Genomic DNA, 22,004 nt, shown 5'->3' on the forward strand with positions numbered 1-22,004 from the left:
GTATGGAAAATTCAGCAATTGAAGCATTATTGGCCGAACTGGATGGTCAGGGGATTTATGTTTATTTGCAAGAGGGTCGCCTGAAACTGCGCACTCACCTTGCCACTGTGCCTGCAGCGCAGCTCAATAAAATTAAAGCCAATAAGCCGGCGCTGATTGCATATATGCAGGCGCACCATCAAAAGCAGGGGGCGTTGTCTGCGTCCCAGCAAGGGATCTGGCTTATAGATCAATACCATGGTGGTGAAGTGGCCTACACCATGGCCGGGTTGCTCAGGCTTTCGCAGCCGGTTGGCAAGGCGCAGCTTGAAGATGCACTGAATACCCTGCTTGTCCGCCATGATATTTTACGCAGCCAGTTTTTTGCCACAGAGCAGGGCGGATGTCAGCGTGTTAATACCGAACTGTCTTTAACCTTAGCGCAGCTATCGGTGCCAGCGCCGCTCACCCAGACGCGGATTGAAACCGAGTTACAACCGCTGTTGCGCCAAGGATTTGACCTGCAAAAATCGCTACCGATCCGCGGCGCTTTGATCTGCGAGCCTGACGAAAGTGAAGGGCAGTGGGTCTATCTGATGCTGCATCATCTGGTGGCGGATGGCTGGTCGGTGCGATTACTCGTCAACGAATTGCTGGATGTGTTACAGACACAAGCGCAAACACAGGCTGCGCCGCTGCAATATCTGGATTATGTACACTGGGAAAAGCGCTTTGTGCAGTCCGAGCGTTACCAGCAACAGCATGCTTACTGGCAACAGCAACTCGCTGACTTTTCGGCGTTTTCATTGCCGACCAGCTATACCAGACAGGCTGAGGCCTCGTTTCGTGGGGCAAGCCATTCATTTAAACTGGAAGAGGCACCATGTCAGCGTTTTGAACACAGTTGCCAGCAGCTGGGGGTGACACCATTTTCTGCGCTGCTGAGTGTTTTTTATGTGCTACTTCATCGCTACAGCCAGCAGCAGGATATTACGGTGGGCGTGCCTGTGCTGGGCCGCGAGCACAGCGAATTCGAGTCAATGATCGGCTGTTTTATCCATACTTTACCGCTGCGCCTGCAGCTCAATGGCGATATGCGGTTTAGCGAATTGACCAAATGCACTCAGACTCAGATAAGGCAAGCGCTCGACAATCAAAGCGTATCGCAGGACGCACTGGCAAAGCTGGCCGGTACATCCCGGCTGTTTACTGTGCTGTTTAATTATGACGCTGTGCCGCCAGAACCGTTGCGTGCAGGGGAGTTGGAAGCGCAGTTGTTCACACTCAATAACCACAGTGCCAAGTTTGACCTGACATTAAACCTGAGTACGCATCAGACGGGCATGGTTGCAGAAATTGAATACAACGTAGATCTGTTTGCACCGCAGCTGATTGCCCAGTTTGCCGATGATTTTCAGGCCTTGCTGAGTGCGCTCAGTGATAACCCTGCTCAGTCGCTCGAAGAGGTTAGACTGCCTTCGGTTGATGCCGCGCAGCAGCTGCTTGGCACCCCGCCGGATGCGGGCACTGCGCCTTTGCTGTTACCTCAAATTCTGGCGCACAGTCAGTCTAATCCCACACACCCAGCAATTGTTGCCGCTAATGACCCGACTCAGTCTGTGAGTTATGCAGAGTTAGCCACGCAAACCGCCAACCTTTCCACTGCGCTCAATGATATTGCCCCGGGCGACACTGTGGTTGCCGTGCTGGTCAGTCGTAACGTACAAAGCCTGGTTGCTTTACTTGGCGTGATGCGTGCCGGAGCTGCTTATCTGCCCATAGAGCAAGATACGCCGGTACAGCGGATCATAGAAATTATGGAGCAGGCTGGTTGCCGTACCCTGGTGGTCTGTGATGCCCAAACAATGACAACACAGGCACAGGCTGCACTCAATGAACGCGAAATAGTGGTGTGGGAGTATCAGCAGCTGCTACAGCGTGACACAGCCGCCAAAGCGCTGGATGCGACAACAGAGTTGAACGCCAATGAGCTGGCTTATGTGATCTTCACCTCCGGGTCGACAGGCAAACCAAAAGGGGTGGCAGTCAGTCATGGCGCACTGGCCAGCTACTGCGAGTCTGTTACTCATCGTATTGAATTTTCGGGCCACACGCGCGCCGGTATTGTAACCGGGCTTGCGACCGATCTGTGCCTGACTGGCATCTACCCGGCCCTCGCGCAGGGCGGCACTGTGGTCATGCCCGGGACGCGTGCGCTGCCAGAACCGCAACAACTGGTCGACATGCTGACGGAGCAGCAGGTGAACCTGCTGAAGATAACGCCATCGTTCGCCCGCGAATTGTTGCCGCAAATTGCAGCGCAGGGTGAAAACCAACCTGCAATTGAACAGTGGATCTTAGGCGGCGAGGCGCTGGATGTGACCTTAGTCGCCGAATTACAGGAGCACTATCCCACAGCCCACATAGTTAACCATTATGGTCCCAGCGAAACCTGTATCGGGGTGATCACGCACACGATTGCTAAGCGCCCGGATCCCCGCATTGAGCATTATCCTATTGGCAAACCGCTGGACCATGTCAGCGTTTTAGTGCTGAGCGCGCAGGGGCAGCCAGTTCCGCTAGGTATGCCAGGCGAGCTTTACATTGGTGGTGCGTCACTGGCTAGTGGTTATGTGCGTGCGCCCCAGCTGAGCGAGCGCTATTTTGTGCAATGTCAGACCCCAAATGGGCAGTCTGCACGGTTTTACCGCTCCGGCGATCGGGTTCGGTTGACTCATCAGGGAGAGCTGCAATACTTGGGCAGGCTAGATAATCAACCCAAGATCCGTGGCTATCGTGTCGATATCAGTGAAATCGAAGCTAAGCTGGCGGCCCTGCCAGGGGTAAAAGCTGCTGCTGTGATTGCACGTAAACAGGCGGGTATTGACACCTTAGCGGCTTATTATGTTGCAGCTCGCGAGCAGGTCACCGCGGCCTGTTTGCGTGATGCACTTGGCGCACTTTTACCGCAGGCTATGATCCCCAGCCACTTCAAGGCGCTGGCGCAGCTGCCGGTGCTGGGTAATGGTAAGGTCGACCGTAAACAGCTGGCTGCACTGCCTGTGTGTGACGAGCGCCAGTACACGCAACCTGAAACGCAACTACAGCAGCAGTTAGCCGCCTTGTTCAGTGAATTAACCGGTGTGGCGCAAATCTCTGCTGATGACGACTTCTTTTCAATCGGCGGCCACTCTTTACTGGCCATGCGACTTGCCAATCATATTCGCGCCAGGTTTGAGCGGGTGCTGTCGTTGCAAACCATTTTTGCCAACCCCACGGTTGCCAAGCTGGAGCGCTGTTTACTGGCGCAGGATATTCATCTGGGTAACACTTTGGTGAAGGTTGAACAGGCCGGTGAGCACCCCTTATCTTTTGCCCAGCAGCGGATCTGGTTTGTGGATCAGATGCAGGGCCACAGCAAGCAATACAACTTGCAGGGCGCCTTTACCATTAAAGGTGCGCTTAATATTGCGGCGCTGTCACAGGCCTTCGAGCAGGTGGTTCAGCAGCACAGCATTTTGCGCTTCAATTATGCTCAAAGCGCCCAGGGCGAAGCCGTTCAGTCCTTTAATGACACGCTGAACTTTGTGCTCCAACAACGCGATTTAAGTGAGCTCGATGATGAACAGCAGGCCGACACGCTGCGTCAATTACTGGCCGAGGATTATCATACCGGGTTCGACCTGAGCCAGGACTTGTTGCTGCGGGCTCAGTTGTTGCAACTCGATGCGCAACTGTCTGTGCTGGTAGTCACTATGCACCATATTGTGTCGGATGGCTGGTCAATCGGCGTGTTGTGTCGTGCGTTAGAAGCCGCCTATCGCAGTGCCTGTGCAGGTAAGCCGCATGAGGCGGGCAGCCTGACACACAGTTATGTAGATTATGTGCACTGGCAGCGCAATCTGGCCACCTTGCCTCAGTGGCAAACCAGCTTAGCCTATTGGCAAAAGCAGTTAGCGGATTTGCCCAAAGTGCATGAGCTGCCTCAGGATAACCCCAGAGAGAACAAGGTGATCAGCGGCGGTGCTTTGTACTGCTACGAATTGCCTGCAAAGCTAAGCCAGACCTTACGCGGCTTTGTTGCCAGCAGCGGACAAACCCTGTTTGCGGTGCTGGAGTGTGCTTTTGCACTGTGGATGAGCCGTCTGTCTGGTCAATCCGATATTGCTCTGGGCACACCGGTTGCCGGTCGTGAGTTCAGCGAGCTGGAAGCCGTGATTGGTAACTTTATCAATACACTGGTGCTTCGCCATCACATCAAGCCCGACATGAGTTTTAGCGATGCACTGACACAGAGCAGCGAGACCCTGCACAGTGCGCTTAATCATCAGCATATTCCCTTTGATGCTTTGGTCGAGGCACTCAACAGTGAGCGAAGTTTAGGCATTCATCCGCTGATCCAGGTAGTGTTCCGGGTTAACAACCAGGTTAATGAAGCGCTGCAACTGGATGGGCTGGATGTCACGGTGAATGATACCGGCGTGCGCAGCGCTAAGCTGGACCTGGAAGTGTCAGTGATTGACTGCGGCGATACCATTGCCGTTGAATGGCTATACGACAGCGCCTTGTGGCAGGAGCACAGCATTGAGTCGTTTGCCCGCCAGTATACGCAGTTACTGGGCGCTTGTTTGGATGCGCCGCAGCAGCAGATCAGTGCCCATAGTCTGGTTGATGCAAACCAGCTGACGCAGCTACTTGCATTCAGTGCACCACAAAACCATGAGCCAGGCAGCGATATTGGCTGGCATCACCATTTCAGTGCCATTGCCGAGCTCCAGCCACACAGTATTGCGCTGCGGTGTAACGGCGAATCCTATACTTACCTTGAAGTAGAACAAAGGGCGAATCAGTTGGCGCACTGCCTGCTTGAGATGAGGTTTGAAGAACAAAGCCGCCTGGCGCTGCTATTGCCCTCAGGCCCCGCCATGGTTATCGCGGTGCTGGCTATTCTTAAAGCCCGTCATGTTTATGTGCCTTTACACTACGACACACCGGAAAAATCCCTGTCTTACATCGTTGAAGATGCTGATATTGTGATGATACTGGCACTCAGCGATGACACCGAGAAACTAATTGAAAGTGCCACCGACTTTCTGTTTCTGGATGATTTATTTGACGTTGAGTCTAACTTTTCCGGTTATCCGGTGTCTGCGCCCGGCGTCGAAGAGTTGGGAGAATCAACGCTCACGGATGCAGAGCGCTTGTGCTATATCATTTACACCTCGGGCTCTACCGGGCGGCCAAAAGGGGTGATGATCACCCATGGCAACCTGAATGTGTATTTATCTCATGCCATGGATACCTACCTGGATGCCGATACAACCTTACCGCTGGCGGTGGTGAGCACGCCTTTGGCATTTGATGCCACCATCACCGCATTGGTGCCGCCGCTGTTGTGCGGCGGTGAGGTTGAAGTCGTGACTCAAGGGCCGCACCAGCTGGCGGCCATCACTGAGCTGTTGTTTAATGCCATCCGGCCACGCCTGTTTAAGCTCACACCGGCCCATTTACGGGCCGTTCAGGCACTGATGGATGAGCTGGGCAGTAACAGTGCCCCTCACACATTGGTGATCGGCGGTGAGGCGCTGGATGCCGATTTACTGCTCGCGCTGCGCGAAAAGCTGTCAGCCTGCACCTGGATAAACGAATATGGCCCAACGGAAGCAACGGTGGGCTGTAGCGTGTTTGCGCTGACCCCGGATCTGAACCCTTACACGACGTTGCGTCATCCTGATGTGCCAATCGGCCTGCCCAATGCGGGCGTTGCTATGGTGGTGGTCGATGAGTGTGACCAGCCCGTGCCGGCCAACACGCCCGGGGAGCTGCTGATTGGTGGGGCTGTGGTGAGTCCGGGTTACGTTAACCAGGATGCGCTGAATGAGGAGAAGTTTGTTACCCTGAGCTTTGCCGGGCAACCGCCAGTGCGCTTCTATCGCAGTGGCGACCAGGTAAAGTGGCACAGCGATGAGCAGGGCCGGCTGGCCTACCTGAGGTATTGTGGCCGCAGCGACGAACAAATTAAGCTGCGCGGCTATCGCATCGACTTGAATGCGATTTGCCATTATCTGCGCGAACTCGATGGCATACGCGACTGCGCGGTGACGGTCGATGAAACCCAGCAATTGTTGCAGGCTCATATTGTCTACCTTAACGGCAAAGTCCCGCCAGACAGTCATTTACGCAATCATTTGGCGCAATATCTGCCGCCGTACATGATCCCGGGGCAGTTTAATCGTGTTGAGGCCATTGTGCTCACGGCCAATGGCAAAGTGGACAGCAAAGCACTCAAAGCGCTGGCGCAGCAGCGAGAGGCCAGAGCCAATAAAAGCATCGACCTGGCGGCCCTCACGTCCATGCAGTCGTATCTGTATCAGCTTTACAGCGATGTTTTGCTGACGGAGCATTTTGATCTGGACGACAGCTTTTTTGACCTCGGCGGCCATTCGCTGCTGGCCATCAAGCTGATCAGCCAAATTCGCCAGCAGAAACACCTGGAGATAACGCTCCCTCAGCTATTTAAAACACCAACCATTGCGGCGCTGGCTGAGGTGCTGGAGCGGTGTGACCCAATCGCTGCCGCACAAACGATTGTGCCTGTGTCGCGCCAGCAGCCCTTGCCCCTGTCGTTTGCACAGCAAAGATTGTGGCTGATTGAGCAGCTTCAGGCGTCCAGCACGCAATATCATATGCCTGCCGGATTTAAGTTCAGCGGCACGCTCGACAAAGCCGCGTTCAGCGAAGCGCTCAATGCCCTGATAACGCGCCATGAGGTGTTACGTTCGCGGATCGTAAAAGTCGCGGACTCAGCTGAGCCTGTCCAGCAGGTCAGCAGCCAGTTCGATTTACCGCTGACTCAGCTCGACCTCACCAAAATGCGTGAACGTGCTCGTCAGCAGCGCTGGCAGCAGGCGGCGTATGCCAACGCAACCGACCGCTTTGATCTCAGCCAGGATCTGCTGCTGCGGGTGTTGCTGGTTGAGTTTGGCAAAGACGACTATCGGGTGCATTTTAATATGCATCACATTGCCAGCGACGGCTGGTCGATGGCGATTTTGGTGCGCGAGTTCATTGCCTTTTATCGTCATTTTGCCAAAGAAGACGACTATCAGCTGCCAGTGGAACTTACCCAGCCCTTAGCTGTGCAATATGGCGACTTTGCTTACTGGCAGCGCAATACTTGGGCTAAAGATGGCGGTCAGGCAGATTTACAACACTGGTTAAAGGCACTGGATGGTTATCCGCCGCTTCATCAGTTGCCGCTCGATTATCCTCGCCCGGCTATGGCCCAGCTCAGCGGTTTACGCCATACCCAGCGGCTCAGTGCTGCCCTCACGCGGGCAGTTCACGAACACTGTAAGGCACAAGGCGTCACCTTGTTTATGTGGCTGCATACCGTGTTTTCACTGCTGATCCAGCGTTATAGCCAGAGTGACGATGTGGTGATTGGCTCGCCGGTTGCGGGGCGTGAGCACAACGAAGTGGCCAATTTAATCGGCTTCTTTGTCAACACCCTGGTGATACGCACGCGCACTGAGCCAGAGCAAAGCTTTAATCAGTTACTGGAGCAGCAAAAACAGGTGATCCTGGATGCGTTTAAGCATCAGGCACTGCCCTTTGAGCAACTGGTCGAAGCGCTGAAGCCTGAGCGAAATCTCGCACACCAGCCTGTTTTCCAAATTTTATTTGCACTGCAAAACAACGAAACGACCGACCTGGTGCTGCCGCAGCTGCACATTGAAGTTGAAGCGCCAGAACAGCCTATGATGAAGTTTGATCTGGAGGTAAACGCCATCGAAAACGGCGATGGCATAGAGCTGGAGTGGAACTTTAGCTCAGCCCTGTTTAAACCCGCCACCATCGCGGCACTGGCCGAGTCTTTCGAGGTGCTGATCGGCGCCATTTTGAAATCTCCTGAGCACACAGTCCACAGTTTACCTGTACTCACCCAGTCTCGCCAACAGCAGCTGGTGAATATTAAGGGCGCAGATAAAACGATTAACTCGCAGTGCATTCACACGCGGCTCAGTACGCGGGCAAAGCACGATGCAAACGGGCTTGCGGTGCGCGACGCCGATGCCTGTATGCTCAGCTATCAGGCGCTCGAGCATAAGGCCAGTACTTTGGCCAGTTACCTGCTGGAGCAGGGCGTAAAACCGGGCGCGCGTATTGCTCTGTGCCTGAGCGCAGGATGCGACCAGCTGGTGGCCATGTTGGCGGCCTTTAAGGTGCGTGCTGCCTATGTACCCATTGATCCGACGCTGCCCGCGTCCCGATGTCAGTTTATGATCCGCGACAGTGGCGCAAGCTGGTTGCTGACCAGCAGCCCGTTAATGGCGCAGTTAAAACCTGTGATAGATGCCGTACAGCAGCCGCCGCTGTCGGTGCTGGAGATGGATAAGCCAGAGAGTTGGCAGCCTAAGCAGGTACGCGACCATTTTGCCAGCAGCGAGCATTCAGACCTGGCCTATGTGATCTATACCTCGGGCACCACCGGCCAGCCCAAAGGCGTGGCGATCACCCAGGGTAATCTGGCGCTTTATCTTGATCATGCCTGCCATGAGTATGTCGATGAAAACCTCAGCTTTAGTGCCGTGAGCACGCCGCTGGCGTTTGATGCCACGGTAACCGCCATCTGGCCTGCCTTGTTGCAAGGTGTGTGCATCGACATGCTGGCCGATGACGAGCGCATGTTAAAGCAGCTTGCCAGTCGCTTGTGTGGTGAGGTTGCCGGCATGTTTAAAGTCACTCCGGCCCATTTACAGGGCGTGGTTGCTGTACTGAAACAATGCGGCTTGTCGGACGAGCGTAGCTTTGCAGCGTCGCACAAGGTGATTGTAGGCGGTGAAGCGCTGCCAGTTGCACTACTGGTTGAGTTGAGCGCCCGATTACCAAATGTTACCTGGGTCAATGAATACGGCCCGACCGAAGCCACGGTAGGTACCAGCACTTATCACTGTGATAAGTCGGAAATTGCACGGCTTCATGAGCACTTACTGGTGCAGGTACCCATTGGTCAGCCCATCGCCAACACCCATTTGCTGGTGTTGGATGAGCAAATGCAACCGGTGCCTGTGGGTGTGACGGGCGAGCTGTATATCGGTGGCGATAACCTGGCGCAGGGTTACCTGAATCGTAGCGATCTCAGCGCTGAAAAGTTTGTCTGGTTGCCTGTCGGGGCGCAGCAAAGTGAGCAGCGTTTTTATCGCAGTGGCGATCTGGTGCGCTGGTCGGTGAACGACGATGGCACACCTGGCGCACTGCAGTTTTGTCATCGCCTTGATAACCAGCTGAAGCTGCGAGGCTATCGCATTGAGCCACAAGAAATTGCTGAGCAGTTGCAGCAAGACTCCCGCATTGAGCAGGCTGTAGTGGCACTCAATGAAACGGCCGATAACCTGGAAGCCTATCTGGTCGTGAGTTCGGATGAAAAAAGCGAACAGCCCGGCGCAGCTGTGCTGGCTAATGCGCAATTGTCTGGTGCCTTGTCGGCGCGCCTCAGCGAGTCATTACCGGCCTACATGGTGCCGTATCGCTATGTGCTGATTGCTGCACAGCCTTTGACTACCAACGGCAAAGTGGATGTAAAAGCGCTGCATGCTTTAGGCGCGCAGTGCGACTCACCGACTGAGAAGATTGCACCGCGCAACGATACCGAAGCAGCTCTTGCCGAGATCCTAGCATCGGTATTAGCGCGCACATCAATCAGCGTAACAGACAATTTCTTTAGCCTGGGCGGCCATTCTTTGCTGGCGACGCAATGCATTGGCCTGATTGAGGCACAATTCGGGGTCGGCATGTCGGTCAGAACCCTGTTTGAGCGCCCTACAGTGGCAGCTTTGGCGCAGTGGATTGAGATCCATCGGGCGATGGCAGAGCAGGCTCAGGATGATAACGAAAACGACACTTCAGAAGAGATGTTTTTGTAATGACGGAACAGTTGATAGCAATTGAGCAGTTAATCGCGGATGCATTGCGAGCGGGCATTACCTTGTATGAAAAAAACGGGGCGCTGGCGTTTAAGCAAAAAGGGGATTTCCCGGCGGATCTTAAACAGCGCATCGTGGCGAATAAAGCCGACATCATCGCGTATTTTCAACAGCAGCGCGGCGCGGCTGAATTGTCGCATGCGGCGATTACACCTGCTGACCGTTCAGGGCCTTTGCCTGCCAGTTATGCCCAGCAGGGGCTGTGGTTTATCGAGCAGCTGCAAGGCAGCAGCCAGTATTATATGCCAGCTGAATTTGTGCTCACCGGGGCGCTGAATATTGCCGCGCTCAAAGCCAGTATCGCCGCGCTGATTGCCCGTCATGACTCTCTGCGCAGTCACTTTATCACCAGCAATGAAAGCGGACAAGGCGTGGTTGTAAAGGTGGCCGACACGCTCGAAACCCCGTTTGAGTGGCGAGATGCCAGTGTGTGGCCCTGGGCCGGTCGGGCGCAGGCAATTCGCGATCAGCTGAGCGAGTTTCTGGCCCGGCCGTTTGACTTAAGCCACGATGCGCTGCTGCGGGCACTGGTGATTTCAGATCAGCAGACCCATTATCTGGCGTTTAACATGCATCATATCGTGTCGGATGGTGCGTCGATGCAAGTACTGGTGCGGGAGCTTGAGGCACTTTATAGCGCAGAGTTAGGGCATCAGAACGCCCCGCAACTGGCACCACTGAGCGTGCAGTATGGTGATTATGCCAGCTGGCAGCAAAACACGCTGACGGCTGAGTATCTGACCGACAAACTAACGTTCTGGCAGCAAGCGCTGCAAGGTTTGGATCCTATTCAGTCGCTGCCTGGTGACTTTGTTCGCCCTGCGGTGCAAACCCAGTGCGGCCGGGTTTATCGTCAGACGTTAAGCGCAGCGCTGAGCGGGCACATTCAGGCGCACAGTGCACAGCAATCCGTCACGCCGTTTATGTGGTTACTGAGCAGCTTTATGTTGTTTATCGGCCGAGTCACGCAAAACGAGCAGGTGGTGGTTGGTACGCCAGTGCTTGGGCGCGACCACCCTGAACTGACGCCGCTGATTGGCCTGTTCGTCAATACTCTGGTGATCCCGGCAAGCGTTGATGAGTCGATGCCTTTTAACGCCTGGCTGGCGCAGCAAAAGGAGCAGATCCTGGCGGCGTTTGAGCATCGTGAGGTGCCGTTTGATAAAGTGGTCGAAGCGTTACAGTGTGAGCGCGACATGAGCCACCATCCACTGGTGCAGATCCTGTTTACGCTGGAGCAAAATACTTCGGCGCAGGCGCTTAATTTACCCGGTCTGAGCACCCTTGAGCAAACCCAGGCCAGTGATGACATTGACATTAAATGCGACCTGGAACTGAGTGCCATCCTGGACGATGAAACAAATGCACTGACACTCAACTGGAAGTACGACAGCGACCTGTATCGCAGCGAGACCATCGCCCACTGGGCGGAGAGTTTTGCCGTTATGCTTGAGCAACTGGTTGCTGCGCCGCAAACGCCGATTGGGCAAGTTGGGTTGCTCAGCGAGTCGCAAACCGAGGCAATTTTGGCACATGCCCAGTATGCAGACACACACTGGGACACCAGCCAAACGCTGGTTAGCCTGTTTGAGGCACAAGTGAAAAAATTTGGCCAGCGGGTAGCGGCGGTCGATGAGCACGAGCGCCTGAGTTACGAAGCACTAAATAACCGCGCCAATCGACTGGCCAGAGTACTGATCGCAAGCGGCATCACACCCCAAGCCATGCTGCCGGTCAGTGTTACCCGCTCGGTGAACATGGTGGTGACCTTACTGGCGATTTTAAAAGCCGGCGCGGCCTATGTACCCATAGACCCGGATTACCCCACAGAGCGGATAGAGTACATTATTGGCGATGTTGGCAGCCGCTGGCTGATAGTCGACAACGACACCCAGGCACGTTTTGCAAGCTGCGCGGAGCAGATAATCAGCATAGACGATGAGGCCATTTATAGGCACATTGCGATTGGCGATGATCTGGCGCTGGATATTCAGCCACAGCATCTGGCTTATATGATTTACACTTCGGGCACCACAGGGCGCCCCAAAGGTGTGCAGATTGAGCACCGCCATGTGGTACGTCTGCTGCACGTTGAGCCTGCTTTATTTGATTTTAATGAGCACGATGTGTGGACCCTGTTCCATTCATTTTGTTTTGATTTTTCGGTCTGGGAAATGTACGGCGCTTTGCTGTTTGGCGGCAAACTGGTGGTGGTAAGCAAAGCGGTGAGTCAGGACACGCAGGCCTTTGCCCGCTGCTTACTGAGCGAAAAAGTCACGGTGCTTAACCAGACACCGGGCGCTTTTTATGTGTTGCAATCAGCCCTGTGCGCTTTGCCCGAGGCCGAGCAGGCACGATGCCGGGTGCGTTATGTGATTTTTGGCGGCGAAGCCTTACAGCCAGGCAAGCTCAAGCCCTGGGCCAGTCGCTTTGATAATTGCCAGCTGATCAATATGTACGGCATTACCGAAACCACAGTGCATGTGACTTTTAAACGCCTCACACAAGCCGATCTGGCGCTGGGCGTAAGCAATATCGGCCATGCCATTCCAACCACCTCATGCTATGTGCTGGATAAACACCAACAGTTGCTGCCCATGGGCGCGGTGGGTGAATTGTATGTGGGCGGCGAGGGCGTATGCCGGGGTTACTGGCAAAGAGAGGCGCTTAATGCCGAGCGCTTTATTGCTGATCCGTTCGCCACATCTGGCGACAAAAAGCTTTATAAAACCGGCGATCTGGTGCGGTTTCTGCCCGATGGTGAGCTGACCTACTTCAGTCGCGCCGACGATCAGGTTAAAGTACGTGGTTATCGCATTGAGTTGGGTGAAATTGAAAACCAGCTGCGCCAGCATCCTCAGCTTCAGGCCGTTAGTGTGTTACTTAATCGCAATGATCAGCAGGGCGCGCGGATCAGCGCTTTTGTGGTCCCAGTTAGTGGCGTTCATTTGGATGAACCGCTCACTCAGGTGCAAGGGTATCTGCGCAGCACACTGCCCGAATTTATGCTGCCAACCAATGTGGTTGTGGTGGATGCCTTACCCCTGACCAGCAATGGTAAAATTGATAAAAAAGCCTTGCTGGCACTGGACGTATTGCGCCAGGAGGCGGCCTATCGGGCGCCAGGAACACAAACTGAACGAGCCGTTGTCGGGTGTTTTTCTGCCTTGCTGGGCGTTGAGCAGGTCGGCCTGGACGACCATTTCTTCCGACTCGGCGGACATTCACTGCTTGCCACTCAGCTGGTTAGCCAGCTCAGGGAAGTGCATGGCCTGCCTGTTACGTTAAAGGATGTGTTTCAAAACCCCGCTGTGGCTGAGCTTGCCAAAGTGATAGAGCAGGGCGACGCCGATGTGGCATTGACTGCGGACATTCCACGAGCTGATACTTCCGCGCCTTTGCCCTTGTCGTTTGCACAAGCGCGGTTGTGGACAGTCGAGCAAATGATGCCAGATTCGGCGCAGTATCATATGCCCGGCACTTTTACGCTCAATGGACCACTGGATCTGGCTGCATTTAAGCAGGCATGGCGGGCGATCCTTAGCCGCCACCAGGTGCTGCGCAGCAAGATAATACAAGATGAGGCGCAAGGGCCACAGCAAGTGGTCAGTGAAGACTTTGCAGTGCCGCTGACTTATATTGATGCACGCTCGCTGACCCCGCGCGCGCAGCAGCAACGCTGGCTCAGCGCACAGCGTGACGATGCCATGCTGGCATTTGATTTAAGCCAGGGTTTGATGCTGCGACTGACTGTGATGGCATGCGCCGATGATGTACACAAGTTGCGGGTGAATGTGCATCATATCGCTGCCGATGCCCACTCTTTAGCGATTTTAACCGCTGAACTGGCGGCGTTTTATCAGCATTTTGCCAAAGGCCAACCGTTACCCGAGTGGCTGTCTCAGCCATTGCCGCTGCAATATGCTGAGTATGCACAGTGGCAACGCACTAACCTGGATGACGCGGCCTTGCAGGTACACCGAGACTTCTGGCTTGCCAATCTGGCAGATGCCCCGCCATTGCATCAGTTGCCGCTGGACAGAGCCAGAACGCGCACATCCGCCAATCATGGCGCTGTGTATCTTACCCACCTGAACACCGAAGAGTGCGAGCAGATCCAGACTCAGTGCCGTGATAACGACATCACGCTGTTTACCTGGCTGCAAACCGCATTTGCTTTGTTTGTGGGTAAATACAGTCGCAGCGCTGATGTGGTGATCGGTGCACCATTCTCCGGTCGTGAGCACAGCCAGTTGCAGCCGCTGGTCGGGTTTTTCATTAATACCTTACCTATCCGTACACGCTTTACACCAGACATGACGTTTAGCGAGCTATTGGCGCAGCAAAAAGCGCTGATGATGGATATTCAGGCGCATCAGGCGATGCCGTTTGAGCAGATCCTGGATGCACTCAATGTGGCACGCGACCTCAGTCATCAGGGCGTATTCCAGTTAAGCTTTGCACTCAACCCGCAGCTGGACACCCAATTACAGCTGGCTGATATTGCAGTACAGGCTGAGCAGGCGGTGTCTGTGACGGCCAAATTCGACATTGAGCTTAGTGCAGTGCAAACCGACGACGGACTGCGCTTCAGTTGGTGCTACAACACCGCCTTGTTTGATGCTGCCAGCATTGCTCGCATGAGCGAGGCGTTCGGCGTGATGCTGGACGCAGTTATCCGCAGCCCCGAGCTGGATATTGCACAAATCCCGTTAACACAGGCGCGCTATCAGGCCATTAGCGGACAATCGCATCCGGTACCAGGCACCACGCTGGTTGAACAACTTGCCCGGCATGCACGCCAGACACCCGACAAAGTGGCAATCAAAGCGCCTGAATTGAATAGCACACTCACTTATGGCGAGCTGGAACAGCGCGCCTGCGCCCTGGCGCAGTATCTGGTCGGGCACGGGCTTAAGCCACAGCAAAGGGTGCTGGTTAGTTGCGATGCCGGTATAGATCTAGTCGTGGCTATGCTGGCAACGCTTAAAGCCGGTGGGGCTTATGTGCCCATGTCACCCGACTATCCAGCGGCACGCATTAAGCATATTATCAGCGACAGCACCAGTGAGTGGCTGCTGACGCAGACGCGCTTTGCCGGGCAGTTTGACGCTTACCCGGCATGCAAACAGGTATGGCTGGACAACCCGGACTTGCCTGGGCTATGTGCGGTTTATGCGCAGCAGCCGTTACCCGCAATCGACGCAAACCAGCTGGCTTACGTAATTTATACCTCGGGCACCACAGGGCAGCCCAAGGGCGTGATGATCCCGCATTGCGGGCTTAGCAATTTATGTCACTGGCACCAGCGTGCCTTTGCGCTGAACGCGCGCAGTGTTGGCAGTCAGACGGCTAATATCGCCTTTGATGCCGCGACCTGGGAGATCTGGCCTTATCTCAGTGCCAATGCCTCGCTGGTTTTTGTCAGCAGCAATGAGCTGAATGACCCGCAGCGACTATCGGCATTGCTGAGCCGTGAAGCGGTCAGCCATTGCTTTTTGGCCACGCCGATCGCCGAAGTGATGCTGGCAGACGCCGACTTTGCCCCCACTCAGCTGAAATACTTACTGGTAGGCGGCGACCGGCTCAACCCCGTGCGCGCTCAGTATCACTTTAAACTGATCAATAACTATGGCCCGACTGAGGCCTCTGTGGTCGCAACCTCGGGTGAGGTTGCTCAGCCCTGCGAAGCGTTGCCGGATATTGGCCTGCCGGTAGATAACTGCGCGGTTTATATCATTGACGAGCAAAGTCGCAGTGTGCCCGATGGCATGGTTGGCGAGCTCTGTATTGCCGGTCCGGGGCTGGCTTTGGGGTATCTCAATCAACCGCAGCTGAGCGATGCGCAATTCACTGAGCTCACGCTGGACAACGGCGAGCGCGTGCGCGTGTATCGCAGTGGCGATTTGGTCCGCCGACTCAACAGCGGCCGTATTGCTTACGTGGGCCGAAACGACGCGCAGGTCAAATTACGCGGTTATCGTATTGAGCTGGCTGAAATCGAACACCAGCTACGCGAACTTACAGCCGTAGCCGAATGTGCGGTGCTGATAACGCAAACCCAGCCAGGTAATAAACAACTAACGGCGTTTGTGGTGTCTGAGTCGTTGTCGTCCCGGAGCGAACTGGCTGAACATCTGCGCGGTCAGCTGCGCTCACGACTGCCCGAGTATATGGTGCCGAGCGCATTTGTGATGCTGGACGCACTGCCTTTAACGGCCCACGGCAAGCTGGATAGTCGCGCGCTGGTGCAGCTGGCCGAGCAGGAAGGCGATGAGCAGGTGACGCAGCTAGATACGCCGAGCGCCCCGAAAGCCGGACACAATCCGGTTTTAGCGTTGATGCAAGCCTTGCTGAACAAACCAGACATGCAGGCTCAGGATGACTTTTTTGCCAGTGGTGGCGATTCTATTTTGGCCATTCAGCTTGCCAGCCGGGCTCGAACCGCGGGCATTAACCTGTCAGTGGCCGATATTTTTTCGCACAGCACGGCGGCGGCATTGGCGGCAAATTTTGTTAGCAACGAAGCGCGCGCACAGCAGGGCGATTGCGACTGCGAGCAGCAGCATTTTGTTGGCAAATTAACCCCTCATCCCATTGCGCAGTGGTTTTTCGCTCAGGCATTTGCAGTGCCCGAGCACTGGAATCAGGCCGTCATGCTGAGCGTCGATAAATCACTCTCCTTTCGTCATTTATGTGAGGCCGTGCAGGGGTTGCTGACCTGTCACGACGCGCTGCGGCTGACGGTCAGGAACCATGCACATTTGTACATTGGCGAGCAGCTCGAGAGCATTCAGGTGTGCCAATATAACGACCTCAGTGCTTCAGGTATAGATTGGCGGGAGGCTTTTGCTGAGCTCAGGGAGCAAGCGCAGGCAAGTTTTACCTTCGATGGCTCGCCCTTGTTAAAAGTGTGTCATATTGCCACGCCAGATACCGAGCAAAGCAATCGGCTGCTGCTGGTTGCCCATCACTTATTAATTGACGGTGTTTCCTGGCGTATTTTGCTGGCTGACCTTGAACAGGCATGTACTCAGGCGCAAAACGCTCAGGCTATACACTTGCCACCGGCCAGTGCCTCTTTGGATGCCATTGCGTTTTATCTGCAAGAGCAGGCGCGGGAAAGCCAGTATCTCGCCGCCTGGCAGGAAGCCGCGAAAGCCGCAAAAAACCAGCGGCCACTGGGGGCCAGCGCTTCTGGTAGCATGCACGATGCAGCCATCTGCAATAAAATTCAGCTTAGCCCGGCTCAGACTCAACAGCTGTTAAATGACGCGAACCGGGCATACAAAAGTACCATTCAAACCCTGTTGCTGAGTGCCTGGCAGTGGACCGCGCTGCGCTATTATGAGCGTCCAGAGCAGGTGGTTATGCTTGAAAGCCATGGGCGCGCTCAGCTCAAAGGCGCGCTCGATGCCAGTCGCACTATCGGCTGGCTCACCGCGTTATTCCCGCTGCGCATGAGCAGCCCGGTTGGTCAATCTGAGCAGGCCCTGGCCGAGGTGATCTGCACCGTTAAAGAGCAACTGGCCTGGACGACCCGCCATGGCAGTGAATTTGGGGCGCTGTGTTATACCCACCCAGATCCGAAGGTGCGGGCATCACTGACGATAGACACTCGCACGCAAACTTTCTTTAATTACCTCGGGCAGCTGGACACTGTATTGGATCACCGCGGGTTGCTTGGTGATGCCTCTGAGCCCACGGGCAGTCTGCGAAGCGAAGCCGATGCGGTGTTTGCGGCCTTGCAAATTACTGCAGCGGTGAACGGGGGCCGTCTGTCTGTGACGCTGGAATGCGCACCAGAATATTATACCGAGCAAGACGCACAGCAGCTGAGTGCGCACTTTGAACAGGCGATTGAAGAGGTGCTTGCTCACTGTTTAGCACAATCCGAAAACAGCCCAACGCCCAGTGACTTCCCGTTACTGCCCCAGCTTGACCGCGCGCAGTTAACCCAGCTGATGGACAAAGCCGGGCAGGGTGTGGCCGATATTTATCCGATGACGCCATTGCAGCAGGGTATGTGGTTTCATGCCCAAGGCACTGACAATAAAGCGTATCTGGAGCAATCTGTGATGCTGCTGGATGGCGCATTGGACACCGAGGCATTCACCTACGCCTGGACGCAGCTGACTGCCAGCCACTCAATTTTGCGCACGGCGTTTTTTGTCACGGCACATCAGCCCGCGCAGGTGGTTTATGACAAGCGAGCCCTGCCTTTGCAAATGGATGAGCCACGCCCATTCGATGAACAAGTGAAAACGCGTTTGGCCGAGATAGCAGCCCAGGAATATCAGCAGCCCCTGGACTTGCAGCGCGCGCCTTGTATGCGCTTGCGACTGGTGCCCTTTGGCGAGCATTGCCACGGGCTGATCTGGACGTATCATCATCTGATTATGGATGGCTGGTCGCTGCCGGTGCTGTTTGCCGAGCTGATTGAGCACTACCAGGCCCGGGTACAAACGCGCATGGTGCAAACACTTGCTGACCCTTTTCGCGATTATGTTGAGTATCTAGATAAACGCGACAAACACGCTGAGCAGGTGTTTTGGCAGCAACAACTGGCACAGGTCGACACACCTACGCTGCTCACTGAGCACCTGGCAATCAGGGATAAGCAAAACCACGGCGTCAGTGAGATAACAGAAACGCTGAGCGCGGATTTCACCGCCCAGCTAAGTGACTTTGCAAAGCAAAGAGGATTAACGCTTAATCAGGTGATCCAGGGTGCCTGGGCCTACTGGCTGCGCACTTGTTGTCAGAGTGACTATGTGTTGTTTGGTCAGACCGTATCCGGACGTCCGGAGTCTCTGCCTCGTGTAGCCGAGCGTGTCGGCCTGTATATTAATACTCAGCCGGTGTTGATTAATACCCCAGGGCAGCTAACGGTTAACGACTACCTGTTGCAGATCAGAGAGCGACAGGCGTCATTGGCGCAATATGCACACACGCCGCTGTCACAAGTCCAGCAATGGAGCCAGATTGATAACAGCGGCGACCTGTTCGATGCCCTGTATGTATTTGAAAACTTCCCAACCGATCCGCTGGCGCAAGACTCTGGGCCATTCAAGGTCACAGTCTGCTCTGAGCGGGATCAGACCCATTACCCAGTCACTTTTGTGGTCGGCGTGGCAAGTCAGCTGTCGCTGACCCTCAGCTATCGCGAAACCCTGTTAACGAGCGATCAAGCGCAGCAAAGTTTGGCTTTAATTACCGATTTGCTGGCGGCCTTTATGGCAAAACCAGAGGCTACTCTGGCCGAGTTATCGCTGATAAAGCCACAGCAAATTACACCGCTGGCACAGTTCGGGCTGCCCGGTGCAAAGGCACAGAGCATCGACCATAACACCTTACAACAGGCGTTTGAGCACATCAGGGCAAGTTATGGGCTGTGTACGGCTATTCGCTATTATCCATCCGGGATTGAGCAGCCCGCCGTAACCCTGACTTATGCCGAGCTGGATGACGCCGCAGCAAGGCTCGCGAATTACCTGCTGTCACAACACAGTATTCAGGCAGGTCAGTCCGTGGTGGCGGTGTGTTTAGCGCCCGGACCACAGCTGATCATTGCCATTTTGGCGGCGCTAAAGCTGGGGGCATGCTACCTGCCGCTGGTCCCCGCGCTGCCCGAGCAAAGACGCCAATATATGCTCACCAATGCAAGCGCTGCGGTGTTGCTCACGACCGAGCAAAACTGGCAGGGCGCAACACCGGATTGCCCTGTGGTAGACCTGGCTGCGTGTGAGGCAGAAATATCAGCACAGCCCGCGCTGTGCGTGCAGCGCACCTGCCACAGCGATGCGCCTTGTTATGTGATTTACACCTCGGGCACCACCGGGGAGCCAAAAGGCGTGCAAGTGGCCCACCGCAGTGTGCTTAATTATGTGGCTGCTTTGCAAAGCAATTATGCCATTACACCGGATGACAACTATCTGCAATTTGCCAGCTGTAGCTTTGATGTTTTTGCCGAAGAAGTATTTTGCACCTTACTCAGTGGCGCAACCCTGGTGATGGCCGAGCAGGAACAATTGCTCAATAGTCAGACGCTGGCGGACTTGGCGCGTCATGCGCAGCTGAGCCTGATGAGCCTGCCAACGGCTTACTGGCAGCAGCTGGCGGTCAATCCAGTTGATTTGGGCAGCGCAATGCGCATCATCACCGTCGGTGGCGAGCAAATGCAAAGCGCGGCACTGCGGGCTTGGCAGGCACATTATGGCGCGTCTGTCCGGGTTATTAACGCTTATGGCCCGACCGAAACCACCATCTCGGCCACGCTTCAGGATGTGACCGACTTCCAGGGCGAGTCTGTGCCCATTGGCTTGCCTTTGGCTGGGGTAACGGCACATGTGCTCGACAGCGAGTTCAGAGCGTTGCCGGATGGCTTTGCCGGTGAGTTGTATATCAGCGGCCGTGCATTGGCACTGGGTTATCTGGGCGATAACGAGAAGACAGACAAGGCCTTTGTGCTCAATCCCCATACGCAAACGCGCTGCTATAAAACCGGCGATAAGGTCAGAGTGGTGGACGGCGAATTGCACTTCTTAGGGCGGCTGGACGAGCAGGTGAAGGTGCGGGGTTATCGTATTGAACTGGTTGAAATAGAGCGCGCACTGCTAGCTCAAAGCGGTGTTGATGCCTGTGCGGTGATAGTCAAACACGAGCAGCTGATAGCCTTTATTGAAGCTGCTGATGAGCCAAATGTGGCTCATCTTAAAACTGCAGTGGCCGAGCTGTTGCCAGCCTACATGGTACCGCAGTGGATTGTACCGCGAGCCGCGCTGCCCCATAACCACAACGGCAAACTGGACAGAAAAGCACTCGAGCGAGAGGCAGAGACCCTGACTCTGGCTGAGCCGCAAGACTATGTTGCGCCATCAACACCCCTCGAGCGCCATTTGTGTGACTATCTTGGCGAGTTACTGCATTGCCCGCGGGTAGGTCTGAGCGACGACTTTTTTGCCCTCGGTGGCCATTCTTTGTTGCTGATGCGGCTGCACAGCGAATTGTGCGATGCACTGCAGGCACAGGTGCCCATTTCCTTATTGTTACAGCATAGCCGCGTTGGTGCACTGGCCCAGGCGTTAAGTGATTTCCAGCGGGCCAATCAGCAGCAACCAGAGGCGCTTCAGAGCCTGTTGTGCCTGCAAGCTGGCAGTCCGGGAGTGACACCTGTGGTGCTGATAGCCGGAGCCGGTGGTCTGCTGATGGCCTTTCAGTCATTGGTGCAAAGGCTGGATAAGCGAGTCCCGGTGTACGGCCTGCAACCGGATGTGGTGGCGCACGACCCCGATGTAATCGGCTCAGTTGACGCCACGGCGCAGCACTATTTGTCGGCACTTGCGCAGGCGCAGTCTGGTCCGGTTCATCTTGTTGGCCACTCCTTTGGCAGCTTTATTGCGCTGGCAATGGCGCAGCGCTTAAGTGCGAATGAAGGCTCTGAAAGCGGCTCTCTGAATATCTCGGTGGCGTCAGTCACCATACTGGATACGCCCAGACCCACGCAAAGTTCGGTGGCTATCAGCGCTACGCAGGCCAGTCAGCTGATGCTTGAAAACCTTAATACCTTCTTTGCGTTGGGTTTGTGCGCGGCGCAGCTTAGCGAACTCGGCGCTAAACCGCTTGAGGAACAAACCGTTTGCCTGGCAGATGCCATGGCACAGTCGGGCTATCACTTTAGCGCCGAGCAACTTCAGCGGTTGCAGGCGGTGTTTCGCGGTCAGCTTATGGCCGATGTGCAGTTACCCGCAGAGCTAAACTGTCCGCTTTGTGTAATTAAAGCGCGCGAAACCAATGAGTTTGAAGGCCGACCTCTGGCGCCCGATATGGGTTGGCAGGCGCTGAACGGCAAAGTGCGTTGCCACGAAGTAGCAGGCAACCACTTGTCAATTTTGCAGCACCAGCAGGTGGGTGCTGTGGTGGAAATAATAGAGAGCTACTGTGATTTGTAGTCTATTGTTTAGCAATATGTTTTTAAATTGTTTTGATTTGACTTTGGTTGTGCGTAAAAAATAAACAATTAATGTCAAAATTGCGATG

The 22,004-nt window shown here is 55.0% G+C and carries 2 protein-coding genes; both read left to right on the forward strand.

The genetic code is table 11. The annotated features are described in order from the left end of the window. Positions 1–2 precede the first annotated feature (2 nt). Complete coding sequence (locus tag TW77_RS02310; protein ID WP_046003366.1) at positions 3–9,905, forward strand: non-ribosomal peptide synthetase; 9,903 nt, start codon at positions 3–5, stop codon at positions 9,903–9,905. Next, positions 9,905–21,916 carry a non-ribosomal peptide synthetase gene (locus TW77_RS02315; protein ID WP_046003367.1) on the forward strand — a complete coding sequence of 4,004 codons (12,012 nt, stop codon included), beginning with the start codon at positions 9,905–9,907 and terminating at the stop codon, positions 21,914–21,916. The genes TW77_RS02310 and TW77_RS02315 overlap by 1 nt, the downstream gene beginning before the upstream one ends. The last annotated feature ends 88 nt before the right edge of the window (positions 21,917–22,004 follow it).

It is taken from the genome of Pseudoalteromonas rubra (assembly GCF_000967655.1).
Taxonomy (GTDB): Bacteria; Pseudomonadota; Gammaproteobacteria; order Enterobacterales; family Alteromonadaceae; genus Pseudoalteromonas; species Pseudoalteromonas rubra_A.

What these genes read in the sequence shown, in the direction of transcription:
- TW77_RS02315 (WP_046003367.1), top strand. Translation starts at nt 9,905, where the DNA reads ATGACGGAACAGTTGATAGCAATTGAGCAGTTAATCGCGGATGCATTG.
- TW77_RS02310 (WP_046003366.1), top strand. Translation starts at nt 3, where the DNA reads ATGGAAAATTCAGCAATTGAAGCATTATTGGCCGAACTGGATGGTCAG.